This window comes from Snodgrassella gandavensis, assembly GCF_914768025.1.
Taxonomy (GTDB): Bacteria; Pseudomonadota; Gammaproteobacteria; order Burkholderiales; family Neisseriaceae; genus Snodgrassella; species Snodgrassella gandavensis.
Genome location: NZ_CAJZCE010000010.1, coordinates 1 through 13,709, shown reverse-complemented (window position 1 = coordinate 13,709; position 13,709 = coordinate 1). Strand labels below are relative to the sequence as shown.

The 13,709-nt window shown below is 46.6% G+C and carries 8 protein-coding genes; 7 read left to right on the top strand and 1 reads right to left on the bottom strand.

What is annotated here, in order from left to right; all coding sequences use genetic code 11:
• Positions 1-97 precede the first annotated feature (97 nt).
• From rpoB to rpsJ, 7 genes are all read left to right on the top strand, one after another.
• Positions 98-4,279, top strand: a complete 4,182-nt coding sequence (rpoB, locus tag MJ764_RS07945; protein WP_239326043.1) for a DNA-directed RNA polymerase subunit beta — start codon at positions 98-100, stop codon at positions 4,277-4,279.
• Between the two features lie 57 nt (positions 4,280-4,336).
• Positions 4,337-8,512 (top strand): DNA-directed RNA polymerase subunit beta', encoded by a 4,176-nt coding sequence (gene rpoC / locus MJ764_RS07940; protein ID WP_239326042.1) that lies wholly within the window; start codon positions 4,337-4,339, stop codon positions 8,510-8,512.
• Positions 8,513-8,721: 209 nt separating this feature from the next.
• Entirely contained in the window at positions 8,722-9,093 is a 372-nt protein-coding gene (gene rpsL, locus MJ764_RS07935) for a 30S ribosomal protein S12 (protein WP_025329900.1), read from the top strand.
• 92 nt (positions 9,094-9,185) lie between these two features.
• Entirely contained in the window at positions 9,186-9,656 is a 471-nt protein-coding gene (gene rpsG, locus MJ764_RS07930; protein ID WP_100090173.1) for a 30S ribosomal protein S7, read from the top strand.
• Positions 9,657-9,674: 18 nt separating this feature from the next.
• On the top strand, positions 9,675-11,777 hold the full coding sequence (gene fusA / locus MJ764_RS07925; RefSeq protein ID WP_239326041.1) for an elongation factor G: 2,103 nt from the start codon (positions 9,675-9,677) through the stop codon (positions 11,775-11,777).
• 84 nt (positions 11,778-11,861) lie between these two features.
• Positions 11,862-13,052, top strand: a complete 1,191-nt coding sequence (gene tuf, locus MJ764_RS07920) for an elongation factor Tu (RefSeq protein ID WP_100090166.1) — start codon at positions 11,862-11,864, stop codon at positions 13,050-13,052.
• Positions 13,053-13,069: 17 nt separating this feature from the next.
• Complete coding sequence (gene rpsJ, locus MJ764_RS07915; protein ID WP_025329903.1) at positions 13,070-13,381, top strand: 30S ribosomal protein S10; 312 nt, start codon at positions 13,070-13,072, stop codon at positions 13,379-13,381.
• 207 nt (positions 13,382-13,588) lie between these two features.
• Here the strand turns inward: rpsJ and MJ764_RS07910 are convergent.
• Positions 13,589-13,709, bottom strand: a 121-nt coding sequence (locus MJ764_RS07910) for a transposase (RefSeq protein ID WP_239326112.1), incomplete at its 5' end; no start/stop codon positions are given.

Genomic DNA, 13,709 nt, shown 5'->3' with positions numbered 1-13,709 from the left:
ATGCTTATAATTTACTTAATTTTACCATATCTATTTTAATAGTTGCCTGAGTATTTATAAAACCTTACTTGCCAAACCTCCCTACTGGAGACTGTTCATGTCCTACTCTTTTACTGAAAAAAAACGTATCCGTAAAAGCTTTGCCAAACGTGCCAATGTATTGGAAGTACCGTTTCTATTAGCTACACAGTTGGATTCATATACGCAGTTTTTGCAGATGGAAACTCCTTTTGACCAACGTGCTGATACTGGTCTTCAGGCAGCCTTCCAGTCTATTTTCCCAATTGTTAGTCATAACGGTTATGCCCGTCTGGAATTTACCCATTATGTGCTAGGTGAACCTCTATTTGATATTCCTGAATGTCAATTACGTGGCATTACTTATGCTGCGCCATTGCGTGCGCGAATTCGTCTGGTAATTTTAGACAAAGAATCATCCAAGCCAAACGTGGTTAAAGAAGTTCGCGAAAATGAAGTATACATGGGTGAAATTCCATTGATGACACCTAGTGGTTCATTCATTATCAATGGTACTGAACGTGTGATTGTGTCGCAGTTGCACCGTTCGCCAGGCGTATTCTTTGAGCATGATCGCGGTAAATCTCACTCTTCTGGTAAGTTGCTGTTCTCTGCTCGTATTATTCCTTATCGCGGTTCATGGCTTGATTTTGAGTTTGATCCGAAAGATCTGCTTTATTTCCGTATTGACCGTCGCCGTAAAATGCCGGTGACAATTTTACTGAAAGCGCTAGGTTTCACACCGGAACAGATACTGAATATGTTCTATGATAAAGAACAGTACTTCTTATCTAGAGATGGTGTACATACTAATCTAGTACCGTCACGCCTGAAAGGCGAAACCGCCAAATTCGACTTGGTCGACAAAGACGGTAAAATATTGGTACAGAAGGGTAAGCGCATCAATGCCAAAAATATTCGTGACCTTGTTGCTGCTGACATTAAATGGCTGGAAGTTGAACCGGAAAGCCTGATTGGCAAGGTGCTGGCTGCTGATGTCATTGTGCCTGATACTGGTGAAGTACTGGCCAAAACCAATGATGAAATTACCGAAGAATTACTGGCACAGTTTGATATTCAGGGGGTTAAGGAGATTTCTACTCTGTATATCAATGATCTGGATCAGGGTGGCTATGTTTCCAATACCCTGCGTACGGACGAAACCGACGGTCAGCAGGCTGCGCGCATTGCCATTTATCGCATGATGCGTCCGGGTGAACCACCAACCGAAGATGCAGTGGAAGCGTTGTTCAACCGTCTGTTTTTCAGCGAAGACAGTTATGACCTGTCACGTGTTGGCCGGATGAAATTCAACACACGCACCTATCAGCAAAAATTGCTGGAAGCACAACAGGAATCCTGGTATGGCCGCCTGATGACACAGACCTTTGTCGATGCCGATAAAGAAGGTAACCATGTTCTGACTATTCCGGATATCGTGTCAGTTATTGCCACGCTGGTAGAGTTACGCAATGGTCATGGTGAAGTAGATGATATTGACCATTTGGGTAACCGTCGCGTGCGTTCAGTTGGTGAGTTGGCTGAAAACCAGTTCCGCAGTGGCTTGTCACGTGTGGAGCGTGCCGTAAAAGAACGCCTGAATCAGGCTGAATCAGAAAATCTGATGCCACATGACCTGATTAATGCCAAACCGGTTTCTGCTGCCATTAAGGAATTTTTCGGATCCAGTCAGTTATCACAGTTTATGGACCAGACCAACCCACTGTCTGAAGTAACCCATAAACGTCGTGTATCTGCCTTGGGCCCGGGTGGTCTGACCCGTGAACGTGCTGGTTTTGAGGTGCGTGACGTACATCCAACCCACTATGGTCGCGTATGTCCGATTGAAACACCAGAAGGCCCGAATATTGGTTTGATTAATTCACTGGCTGTTTATGCTCGTACCAATAAATATGGTTTTCTGGAAACACCTTATCGCCGTGTAGTGGATGGTAAGGTAACCAATGATATTGACTATCTGTCTGCAATCGAAGAAGGCCGTTTTGTCATTGCTCAGGCTAATGCTGATCTGGATGAAGAAGGCCGTATTATCGGTGATCTGGTAACTTGTCGTGAAAAAGGTGAAACCATTATGGCGACACCAGACCGCGTACAGTATATGGACGTGGCTACCGGTCAGGTGGTTTCTGTGGCAGCTTCTCTGATTCCGTTCCTTGAACACGATGATGCAAACCGTGCTTTGATGGGTGCTAACATGCAACGTCAGGCAGTACCTTGTCTGCGTGCAGAAAAACCACTGGTAGGTACCGGTATTGAACGCTCAGTTGCAATTGATAGTGCTACTGCTATTGCGGCCAGCCGTGGCGGTGTGGTTGAGTATGTCGATGCCAACCGTGTTGTGGTGCGTGTCAATGATGACGAAGCTACCGCTGGTGAAGTAGGTGTGGATATTTACAATCTGGTGAAATTCACCCGTTCCAACCAGTCTACCAACATCAATCAGCGTCCGGCCGTACAGAAAGGCGACGTTATTGCTCGCGGTGATGTGATTGCCGATGGTGCTTCTACTGATTTGGGTGAGCTGGCACTGGGGCAGAACATGACCATTGCCTTCATGCCATGGAATGGTTACAACTATGAAGACTCAATTCTGATTTCAGAACGGGTAGTTGCCGGTGATCGTTATACATCTATTCATATCGAAGAATTGAATGTGGTATCCCGTGATACCAAACTGGGTGCAGAAGAAATTACCCGTGATATCCCGAATCTGTCTGAACGCATGCAAAATCGTCTGGATGAGTCTGGTATTGTTTACATCGGTGCTGAAGTAGAAGCCGGTGATGTATTGGTGGGTAAAGTAACACCTAAAGGTGAAACTCAACTTACTCCAGAAGAAAAACTGTTGCGAGCCATTTTTGGTGAAAAAGCCAGTGATGTAAAAGATACTTCCTTGCGTATGCCTACGGGCATGAGTGGTACCGTTATTGATGTGCAGGTATTTACTCGTGAAGGTATTGAACGTGATAAACGTGCCAAAGCGATTATTGATGCTGAGCTGAAACGCTATCGTCAGAACCTGACTGATCAGTTGCGCATTTTCAATGATGATGCATTTGATCGTATTGAACGCCTGATTCTGGGACAAAAAGTTAATGGCGGCCCCTTAAAACTGGCTAAAGGTGCAGAAGTTACTAAAGACTATCTGGCATCATTGCCAAGCCGGCACGACTGGTTTGATATTCGTCTGAGCGATGAAAGTATCGCCAAACAGGTAGAGCTGATTAAAGAAAGTTTGCAGGCCAAACATGAAGAATCAGATGCCATGTATGAAATCAAGAAGAAAAAACTTACCCAGGGTGATGAATTGCAACCGGGTGTACAGAAGATGGTTAAGGTATTTATTGCCATTAAACGTCGTCTGAAAGCCGGTGACAAGATGGCTGGTCGCCATGGTAATAAGGGTGTGGTATCGCGCATTCTGCCAGTTGAAGACATGCCGTACATGGCTGATGGCCGTTCAGTGGATATTGTGCTGAACCCGCTGGGTGTGCCAAGTCGTATGAATATCGGTCAGATTCTGGAAGTGCATCTGGGCTGGGCCGCTAAAGGTATTGGTGAACGGATTGACCGCATGCTGGCGGAAAAACGTGCTGCTGATGAGATTCGTGCTTTCCTTGAGAAAGTGTACAACAGCAGTGGCAAGAAAGAAGATCTGTCGCAGTTTAATGACGAAGAAATCATCAATCTGGCACAACATCTGCGTAAAGGGATGACTGTTGCTACGCCGGTATTTGATGGTGCGGAAGAATCCGAAATCAAAAACATGCTGGCACTGGCCTATCCGGAAGACGATCCGGAAATCCAGAAACTGGGTTTCAACGATACCCGTACCCAGATGACACTGTATGATGGCCGTACCGGTGAAGCATTTGACCGTAAGGTAACGGTAGGGGTAATGCACTACCTCAAACTGCATCACTTGGTTGATGAGAAAATGCATGCCCGTTCAACTGGTCCGTACAGCCTGGTAACACAGCAGCCACTAGGTGGTAAAGCTCAGTTTGGTGGTCAGCGTTTTGGTGAGATGGAGGTATGGGCACTGGAAGCTTATGGTGCTGCTTATACCTTGCAGGAAATGTTGACTGTGAAATCAGATGACGTTACCGGCCGTACCAAAATGTATGAAAACATCGTTAAAGGCGAATACAAGATTGATGCCGGTATGCCGGAATCTTTCAATGTGTTACTGAAAGAGATTCGCTCTTTGGGCTTGGATATGGATTTGGAACGTTACTAACCGACACCGGTCGCATGCAGTGTGTAGAGACTGCATGCGGCATCGTCAGGAGCAAATATGAAAGCTTTATCAGACTTATTTAATCCGCTGCAAAATGTCAGTGCCGAAGAAGAATTTGACGCGATCAAAATCGGCATTGCTTCGCCGGATACCATTCGTTCTTGGTCGTACGGTGAAGTGAAAAAGCCGGAAACGATTAACTACCGTACCTTCAAACCGGAACGTGACGGCCTGTTCTGTGCCAAAATTTTTGGCCCGATTAAAGATTATGAATGTTTGTGTGGTAAATACAAACGCCTGAAATTCCGCGGTGTGACCTGTGAAAAATGTGGTGTAGAGGTGACTTTGTCCAAAGTGCGTCGTGAGCGCATGGGGCATATTGAACTGGCTGCACCGGTTGCACATATCTGGTTTCTGAAGTCGCTGCCATCCCGTCTGGGTATGGTATTGGATATGACTTTGCGCGATATCGAACGCATTCTGTATTTTGAAGCCTATGTGGTAACCGACCCCGGTCTGACTTCATTGCAGCCGCGTCAATTGCTTAGTGAAGAAGAGTTCATCAGCAAATATGAAGAATTTGGTGGTGACTTTGAAGCCAAGATGGGTGCAGAAGGCATTCGCGATTTGTTGCGTGCCATGGATATTGCTCATGAAGTGACTGTACTGCGTCAAGAGCTTGAGTCTACCAGCTCCGACACTAAAATTAAAAAAATTGCTAAGCGCTTGAAAGTGTTGGAAGCATTTCAGCGCTCCGGTATGAGACTGGAGTGGATGATTATGGACGTGCTGCCAGTATTGCCACCGGATTTGCGTCCGCTGGTGCCGCTGGATGGTGGTCGTTTTGCCACTTCAGATTTAAATGACCTGTATCGTCGCGTCATTAACCGTAATAACCGTTTGAAACGTCTGCTGGAATTGCGTGCACCGGATATCATCGTCCGTAATGAAAAACGCATGTTGCAGGAAGCAGTTGATTCGCTGCTGGACAATGGCCGTCGTGGTAAAGCGATGACTGGCGCCAACAAACGTCCGCTGAAATCATTGGCTGACATGATTAAAGGTAAAGGCGGTCGTTTCCGTCAGAACCTGCTGGGTAAACGTGTCGACTATTCTGGCCGTTCAGTGATTACCGTAGGTCCTTACCTGCGTCTGCATCAATGCGGTCTGCCGAAAAAAATGGCTCTGGAACTGTTCAAACCGTTTATTTTCCACAAACTGGAACAACTCGACCCAACAGTAACCACCATTAAAAAAGCCAAAAAAATGGTGGAACAGGAAGAACCGATTGTATGGGATATTCTCGAAGATGTTATTCGTGAACATCCGATTTTGCTCAACCGTGCACCAACCTTGCACCGCTTGGGTATTCAGGCTTTTGAACCGATTCTGATTGAAGGCAAGGCCATTCAGTTGCACCCATTGGTATGTACTGCATTTAATGCCGACTTTGACGGTGACCAGATGGCCGTACACGTACCATTGAGTCTGGAAGCGCAAATGGAAGCGCGCACCCTGATGCTGGCTTCCAACAATGTGTTGTCGCCAGCCAATGGTGACCCGATTATCGTACCGTCACAGGATATCGTATTGGGTCTGTACTATATGACCCGCGACAAAATTAATGGTAAGGGCGAAGGCAGCCTGTTTGCTGATGTGAAGGAAGTACACCGCGCCTACCAGACTCGTCAGGTAGAACTGGGTACCAAAATTACTGTGCGTTTGCGTGAATGGGTGAAAAACGGTCAGGACGAATTCGTACCAGTAGTAAACCGCTACCAAACTACTGTTGGTCGTGCACTGTTGTCAGAAATTCTGCCAAAAGGCCTGTCATTCGAGCATATTAATAAAACGCTGAAGAAAAAAGAAATTTCCAAGCTGATTAATGCTTCGTTCCGCCGTTGTGGCTTGCGCGATACAGTGATTTTTGCCGACCATCTGATGTATACCGGTTATGCATTCTCAACCCGTGCCGGTATTTCAATCTGTGTTGACGATATGCTGGTACCAGAAAGCAAACCGCAGTTTCTGGCAGAAGCTAATACCGAAGTGAAAGAGATTGAAGACCAGTATCGTCAAGGTCTGGTAACCAATGGCGAGCGCTACAATAAAGTAGTCGATATCTGGGGTCGTACCGGTGATAAGATCGCCAAAGCGATGATGGATAATCTGTCTACTCAGAAAGTAGTTGACCGCGAAGGCAATCTGGTTGATCAGGAATCGTTCAACTCCATCTACATGATGGCTGACTCCGGTGCCCGTGGTTCTGCGGCACAGATTAAACAGTTATCAGGTATGCGCGGCTTGATGGCAAAACCTGATGGTTCCATTATCGAAACACCGATTACCTCCAACTTCCGTGAGGGTCTGACGGTATTGCAGTACTTTATTTCTACCCATGGTGCGCGTAAAGGTCTGGCCGATACCGCATTGAAAACCGCTAACTCCGGTTATCTGACCCGTCGTCTGGTAGACGTGACTCAGGACTTGGTAGTGGTAGAAGATGATTGTGGTACCAATGATGGTTTTGTCATGAAAGCCGTGGTGCAGGGCGGTGATATTATCGAATCACTGCGCGACCGCGTATTGGGTCGAGTGACTGCTGAAGACGTGGTGGATCCGACCAGCGGTGAGACACTGGTGGAAGCCGGTACCCTGCTAAACGAAAGTCTGGTGGATTTGATTGACAATTCCGGCGTCGATGAAATTAAAGTACGCACGCCGATTACCTGTAAAACCCGCCATGGTTTATGTGCCAAATGTTACGGACGTGACTTGGCACGCGGTAAACTGGTGAATGCTGGTGAATCCGTGGGCGTGATTGCAGCGCAATCCATTGGTGAACCGGGTACCCAGTTAACCATGCGTACTTTCCACATTGGTGGTGCCGCTTCACGAGCAGCTGCTGCCAGTCAGGTAGAAGCAAAATCAGGTGGTACTGTGCGCTTCTCCAGCCAGATGCGTTATGTTGCCAACAACAAAGGTGAGCTGGTGGTAATCGGTCGCTCATCTGAAATCGTGATACATGATGATATCGGTCGTGAGCGTGAACGCCATAAAGTACCTTACGGTGCCTTGCTGCAAGCCAAAGATGGCGGTGTGGTGAAAGCTGGCCAGACTCTGGCTACCTGGGATCCGCATACTCGTCCGATGATTACCGAGTTTGCTGGTCGTGTTCGCTTTGAGAATATCGAAGAAGGCGTGACTGTAGCAAAACAAACCGACGATGTAACCGGTTTGTCCACTCTGGTGGTGATTGATGGTAAACGTCGCTCGTCTACCCAGTCCAAATTGTTGCGTCCAACTGTAAAACTCTTGGACGAAAAAGGCGAAGAAATTCGCATGGCTGGTAGTGAAACCGCTGTTTCCATGGCATTCCCAGTAGGTGCAGTGATTACCGTACGCGAAGGGCAGGAAGTAGGTAAGGGTGATGTGCTGGCGCGTATTCCGCAGGCTTCATCCAAAACCCGCGATATTACCGGTGGTTTGCCACGTGTGGCCGAGTTGTTTGAAGCACGTACCCCGAAAGATGTGGGTATGCTGGCAGAAGTAACCGGTACCGTATCCTTTGGTAAAGAAACTAAGGGTAAACAGCGTCTGATCATCACTGATGCAGATGGCGTTGCTTATGAAACCTTGATTTCTAAAGAAAAACAGGTGCTGGTGCATGATGGTCAGGTGGTTAACCGCGGTGAGGTGATTGTTGACGGTGCAGTGGATCCGCACGATATTCTGCGCTTGCAGGGTATTGAAGCACTGGCGCGTTACATCGTGCAGGAAGTACAGGAAGTGTATCGTCTGCAAGGTGTGAAGATTTCCGACAAGCACATCGAAGTGATTATTCGCCAGATGTTGCGTCGAGTGAATATCGCTGATGCTGGTGACAGCCACTTCATTACCGGTGAGCAGGTTGAACGCGGTGATGTCATGATCGCCAATGAGAAACTGCTGGCCGAAGGCAAGGAGCCGGTACGCTTTGATAACGTATTGCTGGGTATTACCAAAGCATCGTTGTCTACCGATTCCTTTATCTCTGCGGCTTCCTTCCAGGAAACTACCCGTGTACTGACTGAAGCAGCAATCATGGGTAAACGCGATGATTTACGCGGCCTGAAAGAAAATGTGATTGTAGGTCGTCTGATTCCGGCTGGTACTGGTCTGACTTACCATCGCAGCCGTCGTCAGAAATGGCAGGAACAGGTAGCTGCTGAAGCGGCTGATAAAAGCGAATAAGCTTGAATATCTGTTCTAACCAAAATAAAACCGCTGAATGTTTTCAGCGGTTTTATTTTGTGTATGAATCCTTACATTGTTGTTTTTCTGGTGAATTAAATAGAATTAAAAATTGATTATCTTGACCAGCAATGTTTTGAAATGCTAAAATTGAACACTTTGCCGGCATGGTGTCGGCATGTATTGACTCAACAGGATAAAGAGAAAATATGCCTACTATCAACCAATTGGTACGCAAAGGACGTCAAGCTCCGGTTTACGTCAACAAAGTACCTGCTTTAGAGGCTTGCCCTCAAAAACGTGGTGTGTGCACCCGTGTATACACTACTACCCCGAAAAAACCTAACTCAGCTTTGCGTAAAGTATGCAAAGTGCGTCTGACCAATGGTTATGAAGTGATTTCATATATCGGCGGTGAAGGCCACAACTTGCAGGAACACAGCGTAGTGCTGATTCGCGGCGGTCGTGTAAAAGACTTGCCGGGTGTGCGTTATCACACCGTTCGTGGTTCTTTGGACACTGCTGGTGTGAAAGACCGCAAACAATCCCGTTCTAAATACGGTGCTAAACGTCCTAAATAAGTGGACGCATCGGCAGAATAACTGTCGAGTAAGTGAATATTTACATAAATATTCGTGGGCAATGCCCAACTGAATAGTTTAAGGAAATTGAAATGCCAAGACGTAGAGAAGTCCCAAAACGTGACATATTGCCAGATCCGAAATTCGGCAGTATCGAATTATCCAAATTCATGAATGTGCTGATGATTGACGGTAAAAAATCTGTTGCTGAACGCATTGTATATGGCGCTTTAGAACAGATTGCCAAAAAAACCGGCAAAGAAGCCATTGAAGTGTTTAACGAAGCTATTGCCAATGCCAAACCGGTTGTAGAAGTAAAAAGCCGTCGTGTTGGTGGTGCAAACTATCAAGTTCCTGTTGAGGTTCGTTCTACCCGCCGTCTGGCTCTGGCCATGCGCTGGGTACGCGATGCAGCTCGTAAACGCGGTGAGAAATCCATGGATTTGCGTCTGGCAGGTGAATTAATTGATGCGGCAGAAGGCCGCGGCGGTGCATTGAAAAAACGTGAGGAAGTACATCGCATGGCTGAAGCCAACAAGGCCTTCTCTCACTTCCGCTTCTAATGCAGAAAGGCAATTATTGTGGCTCGTAAAACCCCTATTGAACAATACCGTAATATCGGTATTTCTGCACACATTGATGCTGGTAAAACCACCACTTCAGAACGTATTCTGTTTTACACCGGCATGACCCATAAACTGGGTGAAGTACATGACGGTGCGGCCACCACCGACTGGATGGAGCAGGAACAGGAACGCGGTATTACCATTACTTCTGCTGCCGTAACCACCTTCTGGAAAGGTATGGCTGGCCAGTTTAAAGAACATCGCCTGAATATTATTGATACCCCGGGACACGTGGACTTTACCGTTGAGGTAGAACGTTCTATGCGTGTACTGGACGGTGCAGTTATGGTTTACTGTGCTGTGGGTGGTGTACAGCCTCAGTCTGAAACTGTATGGCGTCAGGCCAATAAATACAAAGTGCCACGTCTGGCCTTTGTAAACAAAATGGACCGTCAGGGTGCTAACTTCTTCCGCGTGGTTGAACAGATGCAAACCCGCCTGCGTGCCAATCCAGTACCGGTTGTGATTCCGGTGGGTGCTGAAGACGGTTTCGAGGGCGTGGTAGATCTGCTGAAAATGCAGGCTATCGTATGGGATGATGCAACTCAGGGTTTGAAATTTGAGTATGCAGATATTCCTGCCGATCTGAAAGACGTTGCTACAGAATGGCGCGAAAAAATGGTTGAAGCTGCGGCTGAAGCCAACGAAGAACTGATGGAAAAATACCTTGGCGGTGAAGAGCTGAGCGAGGAAGAAATCGTTGCTGCGTTGCGTGCCCGTACACTGGCTGGTGAAATTCAGCCGGTATTGTGTGGTTCTGCCTTTAAGAATAAAGGTGTACAGCGTCTGCTGGATGCAGTGGTTGAATACCTGCCCAGCCCGACGGACATTCCGCCAGTGGCTGGTGAAAAACCGGATGGTGAAAAAGACAGCCGTAAAGCCAGCGATGACGAGAAATTCTCTGCTTTGGCGTTCAAACTGATGAACGACAAATACGTTGGTCAGCTGACTTTCATCCGCGTGTACTCTGGCGTGGTGAAATCTGGCGACACCGTAGTAAACTCAGTTAAAGGCACCAAAGAACGTATTGGTCGTCTGGTACAGATGAAAGCCAATGACCGTGATGAAATCGAAGAAGTACGTGCCGGTGACATCGCAGCTGTGATTGGTTTGAAAGATGTGACTACTGGTGAAACCCTGTGTGATTCTGATGCGCCAATTATTCTGGAACGCATGGAATTCCCAGAACCAGTGATTCACGTTGCTGTTGAACCAAAAACCAAAGCTGACCAGGAAAAAATGGGCTTGGCTTTGAACCGTCTGGCTAAAGAAGACCCGTCTTTCCGTGTGAAAACTGACGAAGAATCTGGTCAAACCATTATTTCCGGTATGGGTGAATTGCATCTGGAAATTATTGTAGACCGTATGAAACGCGAATTTGGCGTAGAAGCCAATGTGGGTGCACCACAGGTAGCTTATCGTGAAACCATCCGCAAATCAGTGGAATCCGAAGCCAAATACGTGAAACAGTCTGGCGGTAAAGGTCAGTATGGTCACGTGGTTATCACCATGGAACCTCTGGAACCAGGTGGTGTGAACTACGAGTTCATCGACGAAATTAAGGGTGGTGTGATTCCACGCGAATTTATTCCGTCTGTGGACAAAGGTATCCGCGATACCATGACCAATGGTATTCTGGCCGGCTATCCAGTAGTGGATATCCGTGTACGTTTGACTTTTGGTTCCTACCATGATGTAGACTCTTCGCAAATCGCGTTTGAACTGGCCGGTTCCATGGCATTCAAAGACGGTATGCGCAAAGCTTCTCCAGTATTGCTGGAGCCAATCATGGCGGTTGAAGTGGAAACACCGGAAGATTACATGGGCGATGTAATGGGCGACCTGAACCGTCGTCGTGGTATCGTGCTGGGTATGGACGATGATGGTATCGGTGGCAAGAAAGTTCGCGCCGAGGTACCTCTGGCAGAAATGTTTGGTTATTCAACCGATCTGCGTTCTGCTACTCAGGGTCGTGCTACCTATTCCATGGAATTCAAGAAATACGCAGAAGCACCAAATAATGTAGCTGAGCAGGTTATTGCTGCCCGTAAAGGCTAACTTATTTACCGATAACCTGAAAGTAGCTGTACTTTCAGGTTATCATCGTTCTTTAATTGATCTTTATTCAAGGAAACTTAGCTCATGGCTAAAGAAAAATTCGAGCGGAGCAAACCGCACGTAAACGTTGGCACCATCGGTCACGTTGACCATGGTAAAACCACACTGACTGCTGCAATTTGTACCATTCTGTCCAAAAAATTTGGTGGTGCAGCGAAAGCCTACGATCAGATTGACAATGCCCCGGAAGAAAAAGCCCGTGGTATTACCATTAATACTTCACACGTAGAATACGAAACCGCAGAGCGTCACTATGCACACGTTGACTGCCCGGGACACGCTGACTACGTAAAAAACATGATTACCGGTGCTGCACAGATGGACGGCGCCATTCTGGTGGTTTCTGCTGCTGACGGCCCAATGCCACAAACTCGTGAGCACATTCTGCTGGCTCGTCAGGTAGGCGTACCTTACATCATCGTTTACATGAACAAATGCGACATGGTAGACGACGAAGAGTTGCTGGAACTGGTAGAAATGGAAATCCGTGATCTGCTGTCTAGCTACGAATTCCCGGGTGATGACATTCCATTGATTAAAGGTTCTGCACTGAAAGCACTGGAAGGTGATACTTCTGACATCGGTGAAGCTTCAATCATGGCTTTGGCCGATGCATTAGACAGCTACATTCCTACTCCGGAACGTGCAGTAGACAAACCATTCCTGTTGCCGATTGAAGACGTATTCTCAATTTCAGGCCGTGGTACTGTGGTTACTGGCCGTGTAGAACGTGGTGTAATCAATGTAGGCGACGAAATTGAAATCGTAGGTCTGAAAGAGACCCAAAAAACCACTTGTACCGGTGTGGAAATGTTCCGCAAATTGCTGGATCAAGGTCAGGCAGGTGACAACGTAGGTGTATTGTTGCGTGGTACCAAACGTGAAGAAGTAGAACGTGGTCAGGTATTGGCAAAACCGGGCAGCATCACTCCGCACACCAAATTCAAAGCAGAAGTTTACGTATTGAGCAAAGAAGAGGGTGGTCGTCATACTCCATTCTTCGCAAACTACCGCCCACAATTCTATTTCCGTACTACTGACGTAACAGGAGCAGTAAGTCTGGCAGAAGGCGTGGAAATGGTAATGCCAGGTGAAAACGTAACCATCGATGTAGAATTGATTCACCCGATTGCGATGGAAGAAGGCTTGCGCTTTGCGATTCGTGAAGGTGGCCGTACAGTTGGTGCCGGTGTGGTTGCTAAAGTTATCGCTTAATCAGGAAGAATATAGATATGAAAAACCAGAAAATCCGTATTCGCCTGAAAGCTTATGACTACGCTCTGATTGACCGTTCTGCTCAGGAAATCGTGGACACTGCCAAACGTACTGGCGCTGTGGTAAAAGGCCCGATTCCTTTGCCAACTAAAATTGAACGTTTTAACTTGCTGCGTTCTCCACACGTGAACAAAACTTCACGTGAACAGTTGGAAATCCGCACTCATTTGCGTTTGATGGACATTATCGACTGGACCGATAAAACCACTGATGCATTGATGAAACTGGACTTGCCTGCTGGTGTTGATGTAGAAATCAAAGTTCAATAATTAATTGAACGCTAAAAAAAACGGACTTGATATTAATCAGTCCGTTTTTTTTATTTAATTGCAGCGAGTAATTGCCTAAGTTTATGGACTATATTTTTTAATAATCGAATCCATTTTTTGATTTAAAATAAAATATTTAATTTTTGAATAATCGGTCATGACCGAATTGTAAATACCCCATAGTTAGTACAAAACAGACGTAGAAAATCATGCTGCCTGTTTTAGTGTTTTATACTCAATCGGCGTCATATTATTTAGTGCCTCATGAGGTCTTTCGGTGTTATAAACTGTTAGCCATTCTTCGGTTACCTTTCTTGCCTGTTGCAGA